This window comes from Lederbergia citrea, assembly GCF_018343525.1.
In the GTDB taxonomy this organism is placed as follows: domain Bacteria; phylum Bacillota; class Bacilli; order Bacillales; family Bacillaceae_C; genus Lederbergia; species Lederbergia citrea.
The window spans coordinates 184,005-208,671 of record NZ_JAGYPH010000003.1 but is presented as its reverse complement, the minus strand read 5'-3'; the positions used below and the strand labels follow the sequence as shown (position 1 = coordinate 208,671).

General features: G+C 40.0%; 14 protein-coding genes. 11 read left to right on the top strand and 3 right to left on the bottom strand.

The window, feature by feature from the left end; all coding sequences use genetic code 11:
- Positions 1 to 1,317, top strand: coding sequence for an MFS transporter (locus KHA88_RS15515; RefSeq protein WP_213122429.1), 1,317 nt, complete (start codon positions 1 to 3; stop codon positions 1,315 to 1,317).
- A gap of 356 nt (positions 1,318 to 1,673) precedes the next feature.
- Here KHA88_RS15515 and KHA88_RS15510 read toward each other — a convergent pair whose 3' ends face one another.
- The 3 genes from KHA88_RS15510 to KHA88_RS15500 all read right to left on the bottom strand — a co-directional run bounded on the left by KHA88_RS15510 (position 1,674) and on the right by KHA88_RS15500 (position 5,751).
- The gene (locus KHA88_RS15510; RefSeq protein WP_213122428.1) at positions 1,674 to 2,747 is read right to left on the bottom strand and encodes a GerAB/ArcD/ProY family transporter; all 1,074 of its coding nucleotides are present in this window, start codon (positions 2,745 to 2,747) and stop codon (positions 1,674 to 1,676) included.
- Positions 2,748 to 2,986: 239 nt separating this feature from the next.
- Positions 2,987 to 4,168 (bottom strand): Ger(x)C family spore germination protein, encoded by a 1,182-nt coding sequence (locus tag KHA88_RS15505; RefSeq protein WP_213122427.1) that lies wholly within the window; start codon positions 4,166 to 4,168, stop codon positions 2,987 to 2,989.
- Positions 4,165 to 5,751 (bottom strand): spore germination protein, encoded by a 1,587-nt coding sequence (locus KHA88_RS15500; protein ID WP_213122426.1) that lies wholly within the window; start codon positions 5,749 to 5,751, stop codon positions 4,165 to 4,167. Before KHA88_RS15500 ends, KHA88_RS15505 begins: the two co-directional genes overlap by 4 nt.
- A gap of 298 nt (positions 5,752 to 6,049) precedes the next feature.
- Between KHA88_RS15500 and KHA88_RS15495 the strand changes: the two genes are divergently transcribed.
- The 10 genes from KHA88_RS15495 to KHA88_RS15450 all read left to right on the top strand — a co-directional run bounded on the left by KHA88_RS15495 (position 6,050) and on the right by KHA88_RS15450 (position 24,473).
- Positions 6,050 to 6,499 carry an SgcJ/EcaC family oxidoreductase gene (locus KHA88_RS15495; protein WP_213122425.1) on the top strand — a complete coding sequence of 150 codons (450 nt, stop codon included), beginning with the start codon at positions 6,050 to 6,052 and terminating at the stop codon, positions 6,497 to 6,499.
- Between the two features lie 178 nt (positions 6,500 to 6,677).
- A complete protein-coding gene (gene queC, locus KHA88_RS15490; RefSeq protein WP_213099250.1) occupies positions 6,678 to 7,337 on the top strand; it encodes a 7-cyano-7-deazaguanine synthase QueC in 660 nt (219 codons plus the stop codon).
- Between the two features lie 3 nt (positions 7,338 to 7,340).
- Positions 7,341 to 7,817 (top strand): 6-carboxytetrahydropterin synthase QueD, encoded by a 477-nt coding sequence (gene queD / locus KHA88_RS15485; protein ID WP_213122424.1) that lies wholly within the window; start codon positions 7,341 to 7,343, stop codon positions 7,815 to 7,817.
- Complete coding sequence (gene queE, locus KHA88_RS15480; RefSeq protein WP_213122423.1) at positions 7,810 to 8,541, top strand: 7-carboxy-7-deazaguanine synthase QueE; 732 nt, start codon at positions 7,810 to 7,812, stop codon at positions 8,539 to 8,541. The genes queD and queE overlap by 8 nt, the downstream gene beginning before the upstream one ends.
- 317 nt (positions 8,542 to 8,858) lie before the next feature.
- Positions 8,859 to 11,753: a WD40/YVTN/BNR-like repeat-containing protein gene (locus tag KHA88_RS15475; RefSeq protein ID WP_213122422.1), complete on the top strand. Its 2,895-nt coding sequence runs from the start codon at positions 8,859 to 8,861 to the stop codon at positions 11,751 to 11,753.
- A gap of 119 nt (positions 11,754 to 11,872) precedes the next feature.
- Positions 11,873 to 13,438 carry a purple acid phosphatase family protein gene (locus KHA88_RS15470; protein WP_213122421.1) on the top strand — a complete coding sequence of 522 codons (1,566 nt, stop codon included), beginning with the start codon at positions 11,873 to 11,875 and terminating at the stop codon, positions 13,436 to 13,438.
- A gap of 34 nt (positions 13,439 to 13,472) precedes the next feature.
- Positions 13,473 to 13,703: an FIMAH domain-containing protein gene (locus KHA88_RS15465; protein WP_213122420.1), complete on the top strand. Its 231-nt coding sequence runs from the start codon at positions 13,473 to 13,475 to the stop codon at positions 13,701 to 13,703.
- A gap of 285 nt (positions 13,704 to 13,988) precedes the next feature.
- On the top strand, positions 13,989 to 16,907 hold the full coding sequence (locus KHA88_RS15460; protein ID WP_213122419.1) for a sialidase family protein: 2,919 nt from the start codon (positions 13,989 to 13,991) through the stop codon (positions 16,905 to 16,907).
- Positions 16,908 to 17,117: 210 nt separating this feature from the next.
- Positions 17,118 to 21,197, top strand: a complete 4,080-nt coding sequence (locus KHA88_RS15455) for a cadherin-like beta sandwich domain-containing protein (RefSeq protein ID WP_213122418.1) — start codon at positions 17,118 to 17,120, stop codon at positions 21,195 to 21,197.
- Between the two features lie 288 nt (positions 21,198 to 21,485).
- A complete protein-coding gene (locus tag KHA88_RS15450; protein ID WP_213122417.1) occupies positions 21,486 to 24,473 on the top strand; it encodes a WD40/YVTN/BNR-like repeat-containing protein in 2,988 nt (995 codons plus the stop codon).
- Positions 24,474 to 24,667 lie beyond the last annotated feature (194 nt).

Sequence of the window (24,667 nt, the reverse complement as noted above, 5' to 3'; positions counted from 1 at the left end):
ATGAGTAATTTTGCCGAAAAGATTGTTCAAAATACCGAAACGGTACATATTGATCACGGTAAGCAACAAAAAATTGCCGGTATCTCAAGTGTTTTAGGGTCAACAATAGAATGGTATGACTTCTTCCTTTATGGAACCATGGCTGCTATTGTTTTTCCACAATTATTTTTTCCGCAGCACGATGCATATGTTGCTACTTTATTAACTTTTTCAACATATGCCATTGGGTATATTGCAAGACCGTTGGGCGGAATTTTGTTTGGGCATTTAGGGGATAAAATTGGTAGAAAAGTTTCTTTAATAGCAACGTTAATTATCATGGGGATAACGACCGTTCTTATTGGTTTATTACCAGGTTTTGCTGTAATAGGGATATGGGCGCCTATATTAGTCACAATATTTAGATTCGTCCAAGGAGTTGCCATTGGAGGGGAATGGCCTGGGTCTGTTCTCATTTCAATGGAGTGGGGAACTAAGAAAAATCGAGGATTTATGGCCACTTTGCCTCAAATTGGGGTGCCGCTTGGATTAATCTTAGGAACTGCAGTAACATCCCTTTTTATAGCCATTTCTGGCGATAGCTTTTCAACATGGGGTTGGAGAGTGCCGTTTATTCTTAGTTTAGTTTTGGTCATTCTAGGATTAATGATCAGGGTTAATTTATTGGAAACTCCTTCATTCCAAAAAGTGCTTAATGAAAAAGAAATGCCGAAATTGCCTTTTGTTTCGGTATTTAAGGAACATCCTAAACAAGTGTTATCCGGAGTTTTTTCAAATGTGAGTAGCGATATTGCTTTTGGCGTGTTTGCTTTTTATACCACGACCTACGGAATCACACATTTAGGTCTAGATAAATCAATATTCGTTAACGCCACACTAGTAGGTGCAATGATAGCGGTGTTATCTATCTTTATAACTGGGTATGTCAGTGATAAAATAAATCCTAAAAAAATTCTCGGATTTGGCAACATACTACTGATTCTCTGGGCAATACCATTTTTCTACTTATTAAATACGAAAAGTACAGGATTAATCTTCCTTGCAATTATTGTGGCATTTATCATTCACTCTACAATGTGGGCACCATTGGCTCCAGTCATTGCTTCTAGTTTTCCTGCACATCTAAGATATAGTGGTTCAGCTATTACCTTTATGTTAAGAAGTGTAATTGGAGGAGGATTTGCTCCATTAATTTCTACCTATCTTCTTCATACATTTGATAGCGGTTACGCCATTAGTGCCTATATTATCGTAGCAGCAGTAATAGCATTATTTGCACTAAGATTTGTAGATATTAAATATCAAAAGGAAGATTAAGGGGCGTGTTTTAAAAGCGAGTGTCTGACCCCCAGTGAGGTAACGTATCACCGTACTGGGGGTCAGACACCTAACTTGACACCTAACTTTGACACCTAATTTTCCGAGGATATGCCTCTTGTTTGCGAGCGTTTTCAGTTGATTGATGTTAGAAATCGTGGAGAATGAGAGAGTGAAAATAAATGGGGTCCCAACATCAGGATCTAACTCCTAAGACTAGAGGATTTTTAAGGGTACCTAGCTTGTTTAATATAATATGGCGAAGGTAGATAAAGGAGGTGTATCTATTGGAGCTTTGCAAAAACGGATCAAAAAAATGTGTAAGCTAACACAAAGGAAAACTATCCTTGTTTCGTTTAAATAGACCGCATCTTATCAACTACTAAATAAATGACTGGAATCAATTCAGCAAAGATCATCAAGGTTACTAGGCCATGAGTAATTAATTCATTAAGTTCAGTTACTGATTCCGCCATATATAAAGATACTCCGATCATTAAAGCTGTAATTGATAATGAAAAAGGTTTATGACTTTTTAATGAGAAGACATGAGCTAGACCAATTGCCGCCACGTATAGTAATAAACTTACTTTAATAAATAAGCTAACCATCCAACCGGCAATTAACAATGCATCAAAATTCCTAAAAAAAGTACCAATATTGATAAACCGTGTCAGTTCTAGTTCGGGGTATGTCAGGTTAGATATTAAGGAAGTTCCAAAAATCAAAATCATCGGAATAAGGTTGCTTAATATAATAAATACAGATGTAACTGATGCCCAGACAAGGGATTTAAAAGTTTTATGGGAACGTTCAAAATACGGAAATAGGAAAACAATTAAGGACATTTCACCGAAAATAGAAATTACAAAATAAGATCCATTCCATATCTCTTTAACATTAAAATGAGTAATCAATGCAGAAGCAACTGAGAAATTCATTTGATTGCCTAACAAAAAAGGAATGACAAGTATTCCGGTTATACTTGCAAAAAAGATCCCTTGTGCACTCCGGAAAATCGATTGGATTCCGAAGCGTACGGCATAGGCGGTGCAAATTCCAAAAAGGGTCACAATTGCCCAATCGGGTGTTTTTGGTAAATATATTTCTATGATAAACTCCGTTAATGAACGTAAAATCACTGATGCATTTAATACGAAAGAAAAAATTATTATCATTACGAGCGGATAATGCACCCATTTGCCAACAATCTCTTTTCCATAATGGACGAAAAATTGGGTCGGTCTTTTGATTGCCAAACGATAAGATAGATAAGTAATTGTCAGGCCACCGACACTGCCTAATAGTAAAGCAAGCCAGGTCATATAATTGGATACATGAACCAACTTATTAATGAGGAAACCGATCATTGATGTAAAAAGAAATTGAGAAAACAACATGTACAATTGTAATTGTGTAACTCGTCCCATCTGATCGTTACTCCTATTTCATTATTTTATTAACATGTGCTTTTGTATTGGTTCGAAAATCAATTCAATGAAACTGCTTAATGTCCATTGTTCCTTAAAAAAATATAGAGCCTCAAAGCTAAGAAATATAAAGACCACTAAACTAAGTACAATTCGAAAGGTACGTCGCTTACAATTCTCCCGTTTTAAATAGCTCCATTCGAAATAGATGATACACCCGAATACGATTCCAATACCAATCATTTTACCGATCCTTTCCGCTTAATTAAAGTCCCCCTTTCTGCCCCTAGCGATTTGACGGAGCTATTTACTTGTACAGTTATTTTTAAATCGTTACTGTAAATGTCTTCCCAATTCTGCTTCATGTCGTTCCACTTATGGGGATATTTCCATGAGATATAATTTCCGAAGCCAAAAGCATCCGCTTTAGCTTCTCTTGTTCTTTCTATGGATTGGTTGATTAACTTTTTTACTTCAGCATCAAGTTTTTTTTCGAGTAATTTTAGATGTTTTGTGTTTTCTAAGTTGATGTTGGAGTTTGATGCTAATACGCTAGCATCTGCTTTACTTTGAATATGTACCACAATTTCGTCGCCTTTGACTATTGGCTTTATTTTGGTGTGCACTTTATGGATGGTAAAATTGACAATCTTGCCGTCTGTAGGGGAAGGGATCCTAATTTCATTGTTTTCCCATTGATTTAGAATCATCAAGCCTCCCCTCATTTCCTTTGTATTTGTAGTTGTTGTTAACTTACCTCGCTTAAAAATGGCCGCTCCATCGTTTCGCATCCATCTTTTTTTTTCAAATTTATCTGTTGTATTTCCAAATTTTAGTAATGGTGCCATCACGCATCCCACATTATAATTTGCCACTAAAAAATCTTTTATCGTGGTAGCGACGGTGGCATGCTCATTGGCGTAAGCTTTTATGATATCAGAAGGGAATCGTTCATAAATTACTGGAAAATGTAAAATTTCTGTAGCCTTTCCAGCAGTTACAAACAGGTTTGAATTTATGTGAAATGAAGAATTGCGTTCTAGAAATTCCAAAACAGGATCAATCCCTTCTTCCGCCAATTCTCGGCCAATTACAACCACATCTGTTTGGCCAAGGGAAATTTCTCGCGATAAATCCGACTGGATTTTGCGAAAAGCATCACTAATGTCTTTTCCCTCTCTCTTAACAAAATTGTACGGTTTACCTGGTTGTCCTCCTGCTACTCGTCCAGGAATTAACCGGTTCGGCAATGGGGAATTAAGGGTCAACTCAATCCCTTTTTTAGTTTTATCTAAAATAATCATTTTTACAAATAATCTTTTATTTAATTCAACCGCTGATCCACAACCGGCAAGTGACAACGCTAACAATAAGCAAATTAGTAATTTCAGGGCTTTTTGATAGTTGTTTAAACATTTCAATCGATCTCCTCCTTTATACGCCATTTGCGAGAGTTCATTTGTTTGGTTGGATAGCGATTAGGCTTCTGTTTCAGTATCGGCCATGGTGCTCTTACTAAAATATCCCTTAGTTTCTTGGCATCTAGGGGTGCGACAGGGCTTAAATAAGGTGTACCAAATGATTGCAAATTAATAAGATGCAAATAAAGAAAAATCATCCCACATACTATTCCGAATATGCCAAATCCCCCTGCCAAAAACATAATAGGAAATCGAAGCAATCGAAAGGCTAAACCTAAATCATATTGCGGAATAAGAAAAGAAGATATCCCTGTTACCGCAACGATAATGACCATTAACGATGATACAATTCCGGCTTCAACTGCCGCAGTCCCAATGATCAATGCTCCGATTATGGATACCGCTTGACCGATTATTTTTGGAACACGAACGGCAGCTTCTCGTAACGCTTCAAAAGCAACTTCTATAATAAATGCCTCAATAAAAGCTGGAAAGGGAACAACCTCTCTGGAAGCGGCAATTGTAATGAGTAGATCCGGGGGAATCAACTCGGGATGAAACGTAGTGATCGCAATATAAAAGGAGGGCAACAGTAAAGAAATAAAAGCGAACAAATAACGAATCCAGCGAATCCAAGTGCCCGCTATAAAGCGCTGAAAGTAATCTTCCGGTGATTGTAACAGTGAAAACAAAGTTGTAGGAGCAAGTAGAACAATGGGTGTGCCATCTACTATAATGGCTACCCGCCCTTCCAATAAAGAAGATGATACCGTGTCAGGACGCTCGGTATACTGAATTTGTGGGAAAGGTGAATACGGATTATCCTGAATATATTCCTCTATATAATTTGATCCCAATACACCATCGATTTTAATTTGAGATATTCTCATTTTGACTTCATCCACAAGTTGCTGTTCACAAACACCATGCAAATAAGCAATGATAATCTTTGTTTTTGTCTCAGCTCCAATCTCCATCAATTCCGTTTTGAATTTCTTTGTTTTCAAATTTCTTCGAAGCAATGTTAGATTGACACCTAAATCTTCGATAAAAGCTTCACGCGGCCCACGAATGACTGTTTCATTGGGTGCATCTTCAATCGCACGCTTTTCAAAAGAGGAGAAAGGAAACTCAATCATTCTGTGATCGCCATTAACGAGTAGTAAGACATGTCCGTCAAGAATTGCCTGCAATCCTTTTTGAATTGTCGTAAGCACGTTAAGATTTGTAACGGAAAATTGTTTTAAAGTAAAGATTTTATTACAAAATTGTTTTGAGGATTCCGACTTGTCTAGGGACAGGATATTATTTAAAACTTCTTCTTGAATTGTTTTCTGATCAATCATACCTTGTAAAAAAATAAGTGCACAATGTTGGTTAGGTCCGGCAACAAAGGTGTGGTAAACGACATCAGAACAAAGATTTAATTGTTCGCGATACCATTGAAGACGGTCATCGAGTTTTTTGACTTTATCTAAGGAACTGGTCTGAACGTCAGATTCTGCTGTTATAGGTTCTGCACCTTGCTGCTGCTTAACGGTACCGTTTCTATTTCTGCTTTTTAATCGGAAAAAGAGCGACATGTAATATTCCCCTCAACCGTTATTAAATTTATATTTAATTAGTTGTCCCCTAAATAGGGATTTTTATCCTTCCAGCAGGAACTCCCCATTCCATTCAGGGGCTGTAAGCAGGCCCCCCTCTCGATTGTTGAGTAGGGATGCGTTCGATCACTATAAAATTGCAAGAGCATTATTTAGCTTAGTTTCCTCTATTTATGTAGTTGCAATTGGTAAATTTCACGTCGAATTCGTCATCTTAAGTAATTGATAAAAGGAAACTCGTACACTAAGATATAAATAAACCGAGGGAGGAACCAAAATGAACTCACCTGAATCAATAGAAGTTCAAGTACTCTATCAACAACTTATAGACGCATGGAATAACCGAAGTGCCCGGGGAATGGCTGATCTTTTCATAGAGGATGGGGAAAGCATTGGCTTTGATGGGAGTCAGTCAATCGGGCGTGAGGAGATATATTCGCATCTTCACCCTATATTTGAAAGTCATCCGACAGCTCCATTTGTAACTAAAGTGAAAGATGTGCGTTTTTTAGGTTCTGATGTAGCCATTTTGCGTGCAATCGCAGGCATGGTGCCTCCAGGTCAAAATGATATTAATCCTAAAGTGAACACACATCACACGCTCGTCGTTGTTAAGCAGGAAGGGAAATGGCATATCCAACTTTTTCAGAATACCCCGGCTCAATTCCATGGGAGACCGGAATTAGTGGAACAAATGACGGAGGAGTTAAGGAAATTAATTCCTTAAGTTGCTTTTATACTGTAAAATCACCACCGCGACTTGCTTTATGTGTATAATAGAGTCGGAAATTAAATACAAATCCGCTTTTGCGGTAGAGGTTATTAGCTACCCTCTCAAAAAAACTAAGGAAACAGGACTCTTTTCTTTAGGGTGCTGTTTTTTTGTACAAAAGGAGAATTTTTAAATGAAAAATGATAAGGCCATTGTTGTATTTAGTGGAGGACAGGATAGTACGACTTGTTTGTTCTGGGCGATGGAGCAATTTAAAGAAGTTGAGGCTGTGACATTTGATTATAATCAAAGGCATAAGCTTGAGATTGAATGTGCTCAAAATATCACGAATGAACTTGGGATCAAGCATCATATTCTTGATATGTCGCTTTTAAGTCAACTCGCACCTAATTCTTTAACGAGGGATGACATTGAAGTGAAAGAAGGAGAAGATGGGGAACTGCCTAATTCGTTTGTTCCAGGAAGAAATCTGTTGTTTATTTCTTTTGCTGGAATCCTGGCAAGGGGCGTTGGGGCGAAGCACATCATCACAGGTGTAAGCGAAACAGATTTTAGTGGATATCCTGATTGTCGTGATAATTTTATCAAGTCCATGAATGTAACGCTAAACTTGTCAATGGATGAGAATATGGTCATCCATACTCCATTAATGTGGCTGAATAAAGCAGAAACTTGGGAACTTGCCGATAAGCTTGGTGCGTTTCAGTTTGTCCGTGATAAAACTTTAACTTGCTATAACGGAGTCATTTCCGATGGCTGTGGAGAATGTCCGGCCTGTATGCTTAGAAAAAATGGGCTGACAGATTACTTGCAGTATAGAGGGGAGTTATAAACCATGTACGGATTTCGCATCGTTGATAAACTTCAAAAGATCGATGAAGATATTCAGTATGACCAGTTAAAATATCACGCTAAACGGGTCTTGGTCAGCAAGGAATTTACCTTTGATGCTGCACATCATCTTCATCATTATGAAGGGAAATGTAAAAACCTTCATGGTCATACGTACAAAGTGGTGTTTGGATTAAGCGGATATGTGGATGAGCGGGGTCTGATGGTTGATTTCGGTGATATAAAGGATATTTGGAAAACAGAAATTGAAATTTTTCTTGATCATAGATATATCAATGAAACATTGCCTCCGATGAATACAACGGCAGAAAACATCGTGGTCTGGATATATGAAAAAATGAAAGAATCATTACTGGAAAGACAAGAACAATACAAGGAAGCAAGAGTGGAGTTTGTTCGACTTTATGAAACTCCAACGAGTTATGCAGAGGCAAGACGGGAGTGGATGGAAGTTGAGTAGAATTCCAGTTATGGAGATTTTTGGTCCTACAATTCAAGGGGAAGGGATGGTTATAGGCCAACGAACGATGTTTGTTAGAACGGCCGGATGTGATTATTCCTGTTCGTGGTGTGACTCTGCTTTTACATGGGATGGTTCTGGAAAAGATCTAATTAAGCAAATGAATCCTGAAGAAATATGGGCCCAATTACAGAATGTTGGAGGCAAAGGATTTTCCCATGTTACGATTTCAGGAGGAAATCCAGCCCTTTTAAAAAATTTGGCTGGACTAGTGCGATTATTAAAGGGAAAAAACATTAAGACTTGTTTAGAAACTCAAGGGTCTAAGTGGCAAGACTGGATGCTTTCTATTGATGAACTTACGATCTCGCCGAAGCCCCCAAGCTCAGGTATGGTAACCAATTTTGACATATTAGATACGATCATACATGATAAGCTGCTTTCTTCTGACTTTATCGGAAATCTCAGCTTGAAAGTGGTTATTTTCGATGATGCTGATTTTGTCTACGCGAAAGAAATTCATAGCAGATATCCGGAAGTGCCATTTTTTATACAGGTTGGCAATGATGATACAAAAACAGTAGACAATCAAGCGCTAGTTTCCCATCTGCTGCAAAAATACGAAGCTTTAATCGATAAAGTGACGGAAGACGATGAATTATTAGATGTAAAAGTGCTCCCTCAGCTCCATGCACTTGTGTGGGGGAATAAGCGGGGAGTATGAATGGAACATATGAAATACAGAAGGTTAATTAGGAGGATTTTACCATCTTCATATCGGTTAGGAAAACAACGCAGACTAGTCTGTGTTGTTTTTTTTTGAACTGAAATAGGAAGAAAGTACCTTGTTCAAGTAGGACTATCATGGTAACTTTGTGTTGATTCGGTATGCTGAATATTCAATCAACATATCAAACGTAGATATGTATTCGCTTACAATTATGCTCCGTTGTCTATTTTAGGGAGGGATGACACATAGCTTAAATCCGATACTGCTCGTTTAACACCCTATCGCTATCAAAATTATGGGAGGATGAACGAATGAAGAAAAAGCGATTTAAGATCACCTCTTTCGTGTTAATGACTGGACTATTTATTCAGTTGGCTACCGCTGGTGCAACTGCAGCACCTGCTGAAGTTATTTCGGTACCTACGAAAGAAGAAAATTATCAAAAGCCTGATCAATGGGAAATGATTGAACCAGGTGCTGGAGGGGCGTTCATGACAGTTGGTGCAGGCCCAACTGGGATTGCCATTGCAGCTGGGGATTTATCTGGTGTGTATATCAGTTATGATGATGGGAAGTCATGGGAAAATCGGGGACAAGCAGAAGGTATCACTCATAACGCTCATTTAAGCATGGTTGGATTTGATACAGAAGATGAAAAACTCATCTATGTAGGCTCGCAATATGTCATGTATAAAAGTGATGATAAAGGTTACAACTTTCACCCAATCTTATCGAAGGATTGGAACAGGGATACAAGAACTGGAACATTTGAGGTTGTAAGGGGTTCGACTGAAGGTTATAAAGACCCGTCCTCTTCAGCGAATAGGCTTTACTGGACTTCAATGACTTTTTCAAAATCTAATCCTAATATTGGATATGCTGCAGCTCATAGTACTTATAATACGGTGGACGCGATGATCTTTAAGACGACGGACAGAGGAGAAACGTGGAAACCTGTGAAATCGTTTGTTAATGAGGGCAGTGGTAATAGCTTAGTCATTAATGCAGATAAGCGGATTTTAAAAATCATTGTTGATCATCAAAATCCAGAAAATGTGTATTTCCTCACTCAGGACGATCATTTTACTTGGGGAAAACCTCAAACCGCGATCTATAAGTCGACTGACGGTGGAGCGACATGGGGTATTCTGAATGGTGGTACTGATAACCTTGTAACTTACAGTGATATTGATGAAGAAATGCCTAAGTTTGATGAAAATGGTCAAAGAGTTGTTGAAAATGGCAGAGCGGCATCATATTCGGAAGGCTCTACTTTTAGCGAACCTGTTTTACAAAGACATGTAATGGATTTCGAAATAGATCCAGTGGATCCGAATATTTTATACGCTTCCAAAGGGGTGTACTGGGATTCTTCAATGCCTGGGTCAGGTACTTATAAAAGTACAGATGGCGGAGCAACTTGGACGAAGATCAACGATCAAATCGGTTTAATCAAAACGAAGGCGGTTAATAACGATGCAAGTAAAACAATTGTGAGATGTATTGTTATCGGCGGCTGGGAAGGTGCCGATGAAGATTCATTGGATGTGGCCAATAGAAATTATCCACAAGTTTGGGAATCAGCTGATGCTGGAGAAAAGTGGGAAAAAGTTGCCGGTGCGACTAATTTTGAGTACGGTGCGATTATGCATTGGTATGATGCTAACGGGGGCTTCTCTAGGACAGTTGCTACATCGATGGCTGACCCTGATGTTTACTATTGGGCAGATTATCAATGGGTATATATGTCTGATGACGGAGGCAAAAGTTTCCGATCAGCGGGGTCGACCGTTCATCATGAGGACAAGGATGGAAAATGGTATACGACTACTGGAGTAAGTAATGTAGTCTCCTTTACTTTAAAAATTAGTGAAGCGGATCCTAACATCATTTTTATCGGAAATGCCGATATTGGTTTATGGAGAAGTCTAGACAACGGCAGATCATGGCAGCATGCGAACCAACACGGATTTTTAAGTGACTGGCAATATTATGGTGGCCAGGCACAGGCAATTGCACTTGATCCTGAACGACCGAATGTTGTCTGGGCGGGGCTTGGCGGCTACTACGAAGATCAAGTTTTAGTGAAAAGTGAAGATTACGGGAAGCTAAATACTTGGAGTGAATCGCATAGTGGACTTCCAAAGGAGAAAAGATCCGATGATTTTCAACCTGGAGCAGTAATACGCGGGCTGTCCATTGATCGAACAAGTCCAAAGGATAATCGTACTTTATATGTCGTTGCTGACGATAAGGTTTTCAAAAGTGTGAATGATGGTGCCGATTGGGCAGAGGTATTAAATATGAGAGGTACGCAACCTCCATTTAATTACGCTAACAGTTTATCCGCCGATCGCCAAGCTGCAACGGAAGTTGATCCGACGGACGGTAATTTTGTGTATGCGGGGGGAGCGGACGGTTTATTCCGTTCAACTGATGCCGGAGTTACTTGGGAACCAACAGGTCCTTCTGGATTGAAAGGTATTCAGAAGATTGTCGTATCCCGTCAAAATCCTGAACATGTGTATGTTGCTGCATATGGATCCAACCAGGGGTTATATTTCAGTTCTGACCGTGGAGAAACATGGACACAAGTATTAAAGGATAATTATTTGAGAGGTTTTGCGGTAAATCCTAAAGATGATCGTGTCATTATCGCAGGATCGTCGAATGTGTTTGTTTCAGGTGGGGCTCCTAACTCAAGCGGTGCTTTGCTGTCAGTTGACGGAGGAAACACTTGGACACAAGTAAATGATGGATTGTCATGGCCATGGGTGAGAGACGTGGAATTTAACCCTCATGACCCATCGCAAGTATTTATTGTGACTCCAGGTACTTCCTACCATGTTAGGGCTTTTGATTATCATAAGTATGGATTACCGGAAGATCCTAAGGATCCAGGGGAACCCGTCGACCCGGAAGAACCTGAAAATCCTGGCGAACATGTAAATCCAAATCCGGAAGCTTTACTGCAAATGTTAACAGCATACGAAACTTCTGGAGACATTAAGCAACCACTGACTTCCCAACTAAGAAACACCGCAGAACAGATTCGACATCATTCGGATAAAGGTCAAATGAAGCAGGCGGTAAAAAGCTTAGATGATTTCTTGAAAAAGCTTAACAATAAGCCGAAAGATATATCCCTGGAGGCGAAGCAGGCGCTGACGGATTATGTTCAAAGTTTGAAAAACTTGTGGAAATAAAAAGAATTGAAAACAACGTAGAATCTATTTAGTTATAGTTCTGCGTTGTTTTTATATGCTATTTTAAAAAACAAATCTCGTATTTTAATACTATCAATATATAAAGGAGTGCGAATTTTATGAAACCCTCAATAAAGTTGAATAAAATACCGTCAATAACGCCACCACCAGGTTCAGTTAGCGCAATCCCTACATCAGTAACTTTCCTCTTTGACACGGCAGACAATGGCGCGGTAAAAGCAAGATTCAACTGGGTGACTTCAGATATGACAATTCTTCATTCTGTACTTAAATATGCGAAAAAGGATGGTTTTAACGGTATATTCACTGAAACGATTATAGGTGAATCATTTCCGATTGACCAGCGAGACTTGTACGAAACTTTTATGGGTAATGATAAAAATGAAGTGCAACTCACACCGATTATTAGCCATAAAGCGGAATCTTTGGAACTTGAACCAGACACAGAATACGTTTACTCCGTAGGTGATGGCGGTGTTCATGTTACTGATACGACGAACCTACCAAGCTTCAGAACACCTGCAGCAAATATAGATGAATTTTCATTTCTATGGATAACCGACTCACAGGAAAGTGGAATCGACGTTGAAACGGCTTATAGAAAGTATGAGCATTTTATGGGACGTGCAGTAAAAACTGCCATGAAAAATCATCCAAATATAGACTTCATTATTAGTACGGGTGACAATGTAGACTTCGGATTCGACACCAAGTTATGGGACGCATACTATTACGCACTACAACCATATTTGTATAACACTCCATATTATTCTGCCACAGGTAATCATGAGTATGAAGGCAATCCGCGAATAACCGGAAGCTGGGAATCGATTGATCCCTATATGGTTACCGCTAAAGGTCGTATTAACGTTCCAAAGAACGGGCCAGCTTACAAAGGTGCTGGAACAAATGGATTGGAACCTATTGCAAAAGGCGCAATTAAGCAAAGGCTTGACGGTAACACCTATTACTTTGAATACGGTGATGCCATCTTCCTCGTGCTTGACTACTCAGACAACATAAGTAATATTGACGAAACGGGTGACAAGGGCTTTTCATTTTCAAGCGATAAGGTGATTAAAGATCAGCTTGACTGGATGAAGTCAGTATTGAAGGAGAAGGACAAAAAGTGGAGAATCGTCGCAATGCATCATGGCCCATACTTAGGGAGGCTTGCCCAGCCCGAATATTGGAAGACTGTCACAGACGCATTCGATGAAAGTGGCATAGATGTTGTTCTTTCCGGACATGACCACCTATACTTGCGTTCAAAGCTTATGAATAACAATCAGGTGACAACTGTTCCCGGAACCGGCACAACATATATTACCGGCGGAACAGCTGGCAGCGGGTTTGATGCTTTATACGGTCATAATAACGATATTGCCGAAACATACACAGAAAAATATACCGACTGGGTTGTGAGCAGCTATCATGTGATAGATGTTAATGGGTCCGGTATATCAATCACCTCCAAAGGAATCAAAATGCTTCCGATAGATGGAGTAACAGAACAACAAGAAGATAACGCAAGTGCCTTCAAAGAAGATGAAAATGGCTATCGAGACCTTGACGTTTCTTCGAAGGTAGTCTTAACAAACACTCCACGCACAAAGAATCTTAGTTCATGGAAATATCCGAATCCCCCTGTGGAGCAACCTTGAACAATACGATCGACAAGCTGCTCCCTTACTGCAAATGGTAGCGGCTTACGAAACTTCCGGAGAAATTAAGCAACCATTAACTTCCCAACTAAGAAACACCGCAGAACAGATTCAACATCATTCGGAAAAAGGACATATGAAACAAGCGGTAAAAAGCTTGGATGATTTCTTGAAAAAACTAAACAATAAGCCGAAAGATGTAACCCCAGAGGCGAAGCAAGTGCTGACGGATTACGTTCAAAGTTTGAAGCAATTGTGGGAATAAAAAGGTAGAAAGCAACGCAGGGCCATTCTAGTAATAGTTCTGCGTTGTTTTTTGTTCGCAATTTTGAATAATATTTTTAAAATTCAAACAAATGGGAAAAAAGTACCTTGTCCGTTCAAATGTATCATGATAGGTTAATGTTGATTCTATATATTGAAAAATGAATCAATATATTAAACTTAGATATGTATGCGCTTTCAATGATTGCTTCGTTGTCTATTTTAAGGAGAGTGATATGGGGAATAAATGTCTTGGCACGAAATAATTAAAGGGAGGATCGATCTCGTGAAGAAAACGTTATTGAAAGCAACTTCTTTCTTGCTTGGAGTCGGATTGGTTTTTCAGTCGGCGGTTGCGACAGCAGCTCCTGCCAAAGATAATACTTATCAAAAGCCCGATCAGTGGAAAATGATTGAGCCGGGTGCAGGTGGAGCATTCTTCGCAGTTGGTGCAGGTCCTACAGGTATTGCAGTAGCAGCGGGGGATTTATCTGGACCGTATATTAGTTATGATAACGGAAAGTCGTGGGAAACGAGAGGAACCGCAGAAGGGATTTTATACCACACCCATTTTAGTATGGTTGGCTTTGATCCTGAGGATGAACGTTCCATCTTTGTTGGCGCTGAGGATATGATGTACAAGAGTGACGACAAAGGCAAGACGTTTTACCCGATTCTTTCTGAAGATTGGGATCCGTTTAAAAGGACAGGAACATTTAAAGTAGTAAGAGATTTGAAGCCTGGTGAGATCGGGACAAAATATAAACATCCTCTTCAAGATGTACATGATAGGTGGGCGGACGAACCATTTGAAGATGGTGCTCTCCTTTACTTTAATGCGATGACTTTCTCCAAATCTAATCCTAATATCGGTTACACGGCGGCGCATAGTGACTGGGAAGGTACAGATGCGATTATCTTTAAGACTACGGATAGAGGAGAAACATGGTCACCAGTTAAGGCCTTTATTAACGAATATGATCAAGACGGAAAACTGGTAAAATTTCTTCAAGATAAGAGAGTACAAAAAGTTGTCGTAGATCACAAGAATCCAAATATCGTATATATACTGTCTCAGACGGATGGTTTTACAGGCTCAAGAGGTGCTGGTAGAGGCCCCCAAAATGCCATTTATAAGTCTACGGATGGCGGAGTGAATTGGACTCTCGTTGGAGGGGATATGCTCACTTATAATATTTCTAGTACAATACCTCTCTATAATAACGATGGCTCTGCGGTCTATACGGTGAATAGTGATGGGAACGCTGTAGCGATGACAAGAAATAGTGGTTCTATTACAGAACCTAGATTTGTCCGGAATATGCTCGACATTGAAATGGATCCAGTCGATCCAAACATCCTATACGCAGTAAAAGGAGCGAGAGGCAGCACGAGTATTCCCGGAAATGGTGTATACAAAAGCACAGATGGCGGTTCAACATGGAAGCTTATCGATAATAGAATTGGTGCAATTAAATTAAAAGCTGTTGATAATGATCCTGATAAGACAATTGTTAGACGGATTATTTTCAACGGTTGGGAAGGAACGAGCGAGGCTAATACGAAGCCAGAAAACCGCTCTTATCCGCAAGTTTGGGAATCAACTGATGCGGGAGCAACTTGGACTCAAGTAGCATCTCCACTTAATTTTACATTCGGCGGTATTACCCATTGGTATTCTTCCATGAGTGCTTACTCTAAGACGATTGCTACATCGATGGCAGATCCGGATGTTTACTATTGGGGTGATGGTCAGTGGGTTTATATGTCAGATGACGGGGCTAGAAACTTCAGGTCAGCAGGTTCGACGGTTCATCATGAAGATGAGGATGGTAAATGGTATACGACAACTGGAGTAAGTAATGTCGTTTCCTTTACGCTAAAAGTTAGTGAAGCAGATCCGAACATCGTATTTATTGGTAATGCTGATATAGGACTGTGGCGAAGCCTTGATAATGGCCGATCTTGGCAACATGCGAACGAGCATGGCTATATTGCCGATTGGGTTTATTACGGAGGACAAGCCCAGGCGATCGCACTAGACCCGGAAAGACCTAATGTTGTGTGGGCCGGACTCGGCGGAGCATACGTAGAACAGCTTATGATCAAAAGTACCGACTATGGAAAACTAGGGACTTGGAAGAGTTCGGGCGAAGGACTTCCAAAAACAAATACAAGAGGAAGTCAAACTGGATCCGCTCTACGTGGCCTTTCGGTTGATAAAACAAGTCCAACGAATAACCGTACTTTATACGTTGTAGCCAATGATATCGTCTTCAAAAGTGTTGATGATGGTGAAACGTGGAAAGAGTCTTTAAATATGAGAGCGGTATTGGGCAAGAAACCGTATCCTTACCAATCAGATTATAGAGCCGATCGTCAAGCGGCAACAGCTGTTGATCATACGGATGGAAATTATGTGTATGCAGGCGGAGCGGATGGACTTTTCCGTTCAAATGATGCAGGAACTAAGTGGGAGCAAATCGGAGGTTCCGAATTTGCCGGGGTTCAGAAAATCGTGATTTCCAAACAAAATCCTGAGCATGTTTATGCTGCTATCGGTCAAGTTTATGACGAGGACTCCGGGGACCTCATCAGTTCTCCAGGATTATATCGCAGTACAGATCGAGGAGCCAATTGGGAACTCATCTTGGAAGATGAATTTTTGCGAGGCTTTGATGTAAATCCACATGATGAGAACATTATTATGGCGGGATCAAGCAATGTATTTATGTCCGGAGGAACACCGGAATCAGACGGAGCACTTCTGACAGTTGATGGAGGAAAAACATGGCAGCAAGTAAACGAAGGTTTGTCATGGCCGTTCGTTAGGGATGTAGAATTCAATCCACATGATCCATCACAAGTATTTATTGTCACGCCGGGGACATCTCATCATGTCAGATATTTTGATTTTAGTAAGTACAAGACAGATGATGCCGACGAGTTACAAATAATGCAGAATTTACTTGACCAATATATTGCTTCAGGGGAAGTAAGTGGCCCATTGGTTAATCAATTGAATAACAGCCTTGATCAGGCGGTCCATCAATTCAATAAAGGTTCAAATAAGCAAGCAGTTAAGAAAATAGAAGACTTCTTAAAGCATTTGAATAATCCTCCACAAAAAAATAACGTCACTTCAGAAGCTAAAGAAGAACTTAATAAAGCAGCCCAAGCGCTTATTCAAATCTGGTCAAAATAATATTTATTTGCAAACATCAAAAATCCCGGTTTTCACATTTGTGAAACCGGGATCACCAACTACTAAACTATCTTCACTAATAATTATCCATTTACAACGAGACATTAACCAAATATTAACAACCTATTAACAAATACAGGAAGTGATATTAATAATTTACTAGTACAGTATAATTTGGCATTTTACTAATATGTGGAGGAGTATTTGGTCATGAAGAAAAATGTAGTTTCAATTATTTCTAAGATTTTTTTAATTACTATGTTATTGGCAAATGTACAAGTATTCGGACCACCTATGAATTCTGACGTAGCATACGCTGCGGAGCAAGCTGATCAGATTCATTACACAATCACAGGTCCGAACTCGGTAACTTTTAGCTGGCACAAAGGATCGGATGTAATTAGATACGGAAAAACAAGCAATTACGATCATGAAGTTAGGGCAGGGGAACCCGATATTACCCCAAGATCTTCGCCAGGACCATGGAGAGAGGCTAAATTAGTAAATTTAGAACCTGATACTGAATATCATTATTCGATTGGAGACGGTCCGGACTTTACATTTAAAACTGCACCGGTACATGGGAGCTCCGGCTTCTCGATTGTAGCGACAGGAGATATCGGATCATCGGCAAACTATGATTCGGCCGTACCGATGAATAAATTAATTAAAAGTCTTGATCCTGACATGTATATCGGCCTTGGCGATTATACATACGCGAATGCAGGGCCGCCCGATTATTCACAGGAATCTGTCAATCAATATTTTAACGATGTGATGGAGTGGAGTCGAGAGATCCCTTTTATGCCGATATGGGGCAACCATGAATGGGATGTGCAAGAATGGGATGATTTGCGTAATTATAAGGGGCGGTTTGATTTACCGAACTCACGAACTGAAGCTACTTCTCCGGCCATTAGTTGTTGCGGAAAAGATTGGTATTGGTTTGATTATGGTAATACCCGTTTTATTGCGATGACTGAGCCTTATGCTGGTTCATCGACATGGAATAATTGGAAAACTCAAGCTGAACCATTATTTGAACAAGCTGAAAATGATCCGGATATTAAGTTTATCGTAACATTAACGCATAGACAGGCATGGTCAACGGGATACCGTGATAGTGATATGAGTCTACAAAATATCATTAGGGATTTGGCGAATAAGTATCCAAAGTTTATCCTGAATTTAAGTGGACATGATCACCATTATGAAAGAACAACCCAAGACATAACTGACGGTGTAGTCACGATTATTTCCGGGGCCGGAGGAGCGGGTCTTCATATTCCGGGTAAAGATGATTGTTTATGGAAACAATGTCCGGCACCTGATTGGTCGGCTAAGCGGTTCTTCCATTATGGTGTTGTGAAGTTGGATTTTGAAGAGAACGAAATTAAAGGGCAATTCGTCTGTGGACCTCCTGGAGGAGGAATTAACGATGTTGATTGTGAAATAGGCGAAGTCATCGATGAATTTGTAGTTAAAACTCGAACCCCCGAAAAGGAAGAATCGCCATCATTAAGTGATATAAAGGTGGATGGTAATACCGTAAGCGGGTTTAAACCTAGTCAGCATGAATATAAAGTAAATGTACCAAATGCCGCAACATCCGTAACTGTGACAGCTAAATTACAATCAAATGCAGATGCGAAACTAGAAGTTCACGGTGGAGACAACTTAAAAGAAGGCGAAAATACAGTAACAGTGACGGTAACTCCAAAAAATGGCGAGAAAGAAACGTATACGATTAACGTCCACCGTGCTTCCCCCCATTCAGGAGAGGGGTTAGAGGGTGCTGGAACAGCTATAGATCCGTATATTGTCATGACTGCGGACGATTTAAATAATATAAGAAAGAATGTAACTGCCCATTATAAGCTCGGGGCCGATATTGATTTAAGCAAATTCGATGCCGGGGACGGATTCGGTTGGAAGCCAATCGGTGACAGTAATAACATTTTTTCAGGATCTTTAGATGGGAATGGCTTTATTATAAATGGGCTGACTATCAATCGCGATCAAAATGAGGTTGGTTTATTTGGATATGTATCTAACCCTACAATCAAAAATATCTCGTTGGAAAACGTAAAGATTAAAGGGAAAAGCAATGTTAGTGCCATTGTTGGCCTGATGAACTCTAGTAGTGGCGGTTTAATAGAAAACAGCTACGCTAAAGGAGAAGTCACCGGCACTTCTGCTGTCGGAGGGTTAGTTGGGGATCTCCAGCATTCTAGAATATTCAATAGTTATGCAAAAGTAAGAGTAAACGGAACTTCAAATGCCGGGGGACTTGTCGGTAGAACATCATCTTCCGCTGCTGCAGGAAATATTAACTTTACTTATGCCGCTGGAGAAGTTACCAATGGTGGTGGGCTGATTGGATCTACGTCATCGGTTGCCGTTACAAATTCTTATTGGGACAAAGAAATAGGTCCAGCTAAATCTGCAGGTGGAGATGGTAAAACAACAAAGGAAATGCAACAGCAAAAAACATTCGTAAACTGGAATTTCGGAATGATTTGGGACATTGACGAAGAAAAAGATTATCCACAACTTAAAGTCTTGCGTCAAGAATCAAAGGCTAATGCACGTTTGCTCGGATTAGAATTGAACGGAAAACCATTAAATAATTTCAATCCAAATCAATTAGATTACAAAGTTAGCGTCCCGAACAATGAAAATAAGGCAATCTTATCCGCTATACTACTCGCAGATCCAAATAGTTCAGTTGAAATTAGCGGTGCAGGAAAGTTGAATGATGGTGAAAATCTGATTCAAGCTAAGGTCATTGCCCAAGACGGAAGTGAATTAGTATACAGCGTTACGGTGATTCGCGATGAATCAGAAGCATCGCCAAATAGATATTTGAAAGAATTAAAGGTAGATGGAAAACAGGTTGAAGGTTTTTCACAAGAGCGTCTGAACTATACAGTACACGTCCCATATGAAACGACATCCTTGTCTTTTGCAGCTGAAAAAGACAATCAGGGTGCAACATTAGAAACGAAAGCGCTAGGTAATCTCAAACTCGAAAATGGAATGTTGAAAGACTTAAGTGTAGGCGATAATACCGTCACGATGAAGGTTACAGCTGAAGATGGTTCGAAACATCTCTACATTTTATTAATTGTTCGCGGCCCATATATTTTAAAACCTGAGGAGATCATGGAAGGCGAAGGAACAGGAGATAACCCTTATATCATTATGACACCAATCCATCTCGATGGGATTCGTAGAGATAAGGGTGCTTATTACAAACTTGGCGCCGATATTGACTTAACAAATTTTGATAAGAACAATGACGGGAAAGGATTTATGCCAATCTCCGATGGTACGAGCGGTGGGTCTTTCATGGGAACTTTGGACGGCAACGGTTATAAGATTAAAGGGTTAACGATCAATCGCCCGGAAATGGATCATGTAGGTTTGTTCGGTTATATCTATTATTCTGCGACACTCAAAAACATCTGGTTAGAAGATGTAAATATTACAGGACGAAACTATGTAGGAGCAGTAACGTCGTATTTGAATCCGAGCTCAGGTCAAAGAGGAACGTACGATAAGTGGTATGCTACCGGTTCAGTTCAAGGCGAGAATAATGTAGGGGGACTCATCGGTGGAACCCAAACATATGACCCGACAATAACAAATATTGCTGCCGTAGTTGATGTAACGGGTACAGGCACTTCAGTCGGTGGATTAATTGGTGCACTTAACGGAGGTAAACTCACTAACGCCTATTCTGCAGGGAAAGTATCATCAAATGGGGGCGGATTAATCGGCACAATGTCGAGATCCCCAGAGGTTATTTCCTCTTATTGGGATATTGATGCCTCCAATCGTTCGGATAGTGCAGCTGGAATCGGAAAATCGACGGAAGATATGAAAAAGCAGGAAACGTTTGTCGATTGGGATTTCGATAATGTTTGGAAGATGGATGGAAATAAGGGTTACCCAATTCTTCAGCTGCCGAATGTTGAAGAAGGTGAAGAGCCGGGTGAACCGGGAGAAGAACCAGGCGAAGAACCTGTACCAAGTATCCAAGCGATTCGTAGTTTAATTGACGGCTATATCTCCTCTGGGGATCTGACTGGCCCGCTAGTAAATCAATTGAATAATAGATTGGATCAGGCTGAGCATCAATTAAACAAAAGCTCAACCAAACAGGCTGCGAAGAAAATGGAAGATTTCTTGGAGCACTTGAACAATCCAGCAATGAAAAAACATGTTTCAATAGAGGCAAAGGAAGCTTTAAATAAACAAGTAAAAGAGTTACTTCATACGTGGTAGACTATCACAACGCAGATTGAATATAATCTGCGTTGGTTTTTTGTTCGTCATTCAGAAATACAAATCGGAATGCAAATAAAATAGGACTATTTAACCATGATAACCATGTGATATTGTGATAGTTTAAAAGTATATTCAATATGTTGAAAATTGAATTAATATCCCAACTACAAATATGTATACGCTTACACATAATGCATCGTTGTCTAGTTTAAAGGAGTGATGATGATTACAATTGCATTTTAAAAGGGTACGGTTCAAATTTTTAAAAACTGAAGGAGGTAAATAATGAAGAAACGGTTATTTAAGATAATTTCTTTCCTGCTTGTAATTGGATTGTTTGTTCAGTTGGCTTCAGTTGCAGCCGCTGAAAAGACTCCGGCACCAACTAATAGTAATGATTTTCAAAAACCTGATCAATGGCAAATGGTAGAACCGGGTGCTGGTGGAGCGTTCTTCTCCGTAGGAGCGGGACCTGCAAGTGAGAAATATCCACACGGTATTGCCGTAGCAGCTTCAGACTTGTCTGGTCCATATTTAAGTTATGACAACGGAAAAACATGGGAAAACAGAGGCTACTGGAATGGCTTAGTGTATCATAACCACACAAGTATGGTCGGATTTATTCCAGATGATGCGAATGTCGTTTTCATTGGTGCTGAAGATATTATGTACAAGAGTGACGACGGCGGCCATCAATTTTATCCAATTCTATCAGAAGACTGGGATCCTTGGAAAAGAACAGGAACATTTAAAGTCATCAGAGATTTAAAACCAGGTGAAATCGGCACGAAGTATAAGGATCCGCTCGGTGATGTGCATGATGAGTGGGGTGATGCCGAAGACGGCGCGTTGCTTTACTTTACTTCGATGACTTTCTCAAAGTCAAATCCGAACATTGGATATGCGGCCGCTCACCATAACTGGGAAGGAACCGATGCAGTCATCTTCAAGACAACAGACAGAGGAGAGACGTGGAATCCAGTTAAAGTATTCCTTAATGAATACGATGATAAAGACAAACTCGTTAAGTTTAACGAAAATATGCGTGTACAAAAAATCGTTGTAGATTACACCAATCCGGATAACTTATACATCCTTTCACAGCCAGATCAATTCACGGAAGAAACTGGATTGTATTGGGAAGGACCGAAAAGCTCTATTTATCAATCTGTAAATGGAGGGAAGGATTGGGAAATTGTTGCAGGCGACATGCATTCATACCCGGCATATGGCGGAGACAATGGTATGGGATTACCTTTGTACGATGCGGACGGTCAGCAGCAATTTTACTTGCATACAAACGGGGAATATAGAGCGGCGTACCAAAAAACTGGCACGATCGAGGAGCCTCTATTTATGAGGTATGTATCCGACTTCGAATTAGACCCTGTTGATCCAAATGTACTGTATGTTTCTAAAGGGAATAGAAGAAACTTGAACCTCCCAGGTACAGGACTTTATAAAGGAACATTTAAAGACGGTAAATGGACGTGGGAACAATTAACGAAAACATTCGGAATCGTTAAAGTAAAAGAAGAAAAAGGTAATTCAGTCGTAAGACTGTTTGACATTCGTGGCTGGTCAGATACAAAGCCAAGCGAGGAACTGAGAAATTACCCAAAAGTGTATGAATATCGTTCAGATAAAGCAGCAGAAGGATTTGAACTCATCGCGGAGGCAACGAAACCAGGGACGTTTGAATTAGGGGCGATTCATCACTATTATTCTACTTCCCCAGCTTACGTCAAGACGATTGCGGCGTCTATGGCAAATCCAGATTCATACTTCTGGGTTGATTCTCAGTGGGTATTTAGATCCGATGATGGTGCAAGAAGTTTTAAATCGGCGGCATCCACTTCTCGTACAGATGAGGAAGGAAATTGGTATTCGACGACTGGTGTAAGTAACGTTGTATCTTTTTCACTTAAAATTAGTGAAGCAAATCCAAATATCATTTACACAGGAAACGCGGATATCGGATTTTGGAGAAGTAAAGATAATGGTCGGTCTTGGCAACACTCAAACCAAGATGGATTTGTTAGTGATTGGAAAGGAATCGGCGGTCAAGCCCAAGCGATCTTACCCGATCCGGATCGTGAGAATGTCGTATGGGCCGGTCTTGGCGGCTATTACGTGGACCAAATTCTCGTTAAGAGTACAGATTATGGGGCAAACGGCAGTTGGGTAGAATCACATAAAGGTCTTCCAAAGTCGGAATCACCAAGATGGAATAGCTACCAAAATGGTGCTGCTATTCGCGGATTATCACTTGATAAAACGAGTCCTATCAATAACCGTACTTTGTATGTCGTTGCGGATGATACCGTCTTTAAGAGCGTAGATGACGGTACAAGTTGGAAACAAGTTTTAGATATGAGAGAAGCAACTGGAAAGGGCCCTTACGAATATAACGGTTTTGAAACTTGGGATGTCAATCCTGATCGTACAGCTGCAACAGCAGTTGATCCTACGGATGGTAATTACGTCTATGCAGGCGGTGCGGATGGATTCTTCCGTTCTACAGATAAGGGCGCGACGTGGGAACAAGTCGGAGGCGTCGAATTTGAAGGAGTACAAAAGATTGTCGTTTCTAAACAAAATCCTGAGCATGTATTCCTAGCTATAGGACCTTACCAAAATGATGACGGGACGAATAACAATTCTCCTGGATTGTATCGCAGTACGGATCACGGCAAAACGTGGGAAAAGATTTTTGAAGATGAGTTTATCAGAGGATTTGACGTCAATCCACTAGATGAGAATATTATTATTGCTGGATCGGCCAATGTCTGGATCGCTGGAGGAGTTCCTGAATCTAGCGGTGCATGGTTGACGGTTGACGGCGGTGAAACATGGAAAAAGGTTAATGAAGGTTTATCATGGCCGTATGTTAGAGATGTTGAGATGAACCCGCATGATCCTTCACAAGTTTTTATCGTTACACCTGGAACTTCCCATCATGTAAGATACTTTGATTATAGTAAGTACAAAGACGGTGAACCTCAAGTTGCTGAATTAGAGGCATTGCAAAATTTACTAGACCAATATATTGCTTCAGGAAAAGTGAACGGACCTTTAGTTAATCAATTGAGGAATAGCCTTGATCAGGCAGTTCATCAATTCAATAAAGGGTCAAATAAGCAAGCTGTCAAAAAAATGGAGGACTTCCTAAAGCATTTGAATAACGCTCAAAAACAAAAGAATGTTACCCCAGATGCTAAAGACAGTCTTACCAATGCAGCCCAAGCTCTAATGAAAGCCTGGTCTAAATAGGCTTTCGGAAGTATCAAAGTAGTTAAATGATCCTGATTTTCACGCCCGTTCTCAATAAATGGGCGTGAAATCGGGACTTCTATGATTCTTAAAATTTCCCACAACGAGACGTTAATCAAATATTAACGACATATTAACAAATATAGGAAATTAAATTAATAATCTACTATTACACTATAATTTGGCACTTAATA

Bases quoted from the DNA above. Each gene is read 5' to 3' on its own strand.
- KHA88_RS15515 (WP_213122429.1), top strand. From the start codon at position 1: ATGAGTAATTTTGCCGAAAAGATTGTTCAAAATACCGAAACGGTACAT.
- KHA88_RS15510 (WP_213122428.1), bottom strand. From the start codon at position 2,747: ATGGGACGAGTTACACAATTACAATTGTACATGTTGTTTTCTCAATTT.
- KHA88_RS15500 (WP_213122426.1), bottom strand. From the start codon at position 5,751: ATGTCGCTCTTTTTCCGATTAAAAAGCAGAAATAGAAACGGTACCGTT.
- KHA88_RS15495 (WP_213122425.1), top strand. From the start codon at position 6,050: ATGAACTCACCTGAATCAATAGAAGTTCAAGTACTCTATCAACAACTT.
- queC (WP_213099250.1), top strand. From the start codon at position 6,678: ATGAAAAATGATAAGGCCATTGTTGTATTTAGTGGAGGACAGGATAGT.
- queD (WP_213122424.1), top strand. From the start codon at position 7,341: ATGTACGGATTTCGCATCGTTGATAAACTTCAAAAGATCGATGAAGAT.
- KHA88_RS15475 (WP_213122422.1), top strand. From the start codon at position 8,859: ATGAAGAAAAAGCGATTTAAGATCACCTCTTTCGTGTTAATGACTGGA.
- KHA88_RS15470 (WP_213122421.1), top strand. From the start codon at position 11,873: ATGAAACCCTCAATAAAGTTGAATAAAATACCGTCAATAACGCCACCA.
- KHA88_RS15465 (WP_213122420.1), top strand. From the start codon at position 13,473: ATGGTAGCGGCTTACGAAACTTCCGGAGAAATTAAGCAACCATTAACT.
- KHA88_RS15455 (WP_213122418.1), top strand. From the start codon at position 17,118: ATGAAGAAAAATGTAGTTTCAATTATTTCTAAGATTTTTTTAATTACT.
- KHA88_RS15450 (WP_213122417.1), top strand. From the start codon at position 21,486: ATGAAGAAACGGTTATTTAAGATAATTTCTTTCCTGCTTGTAATTGGA.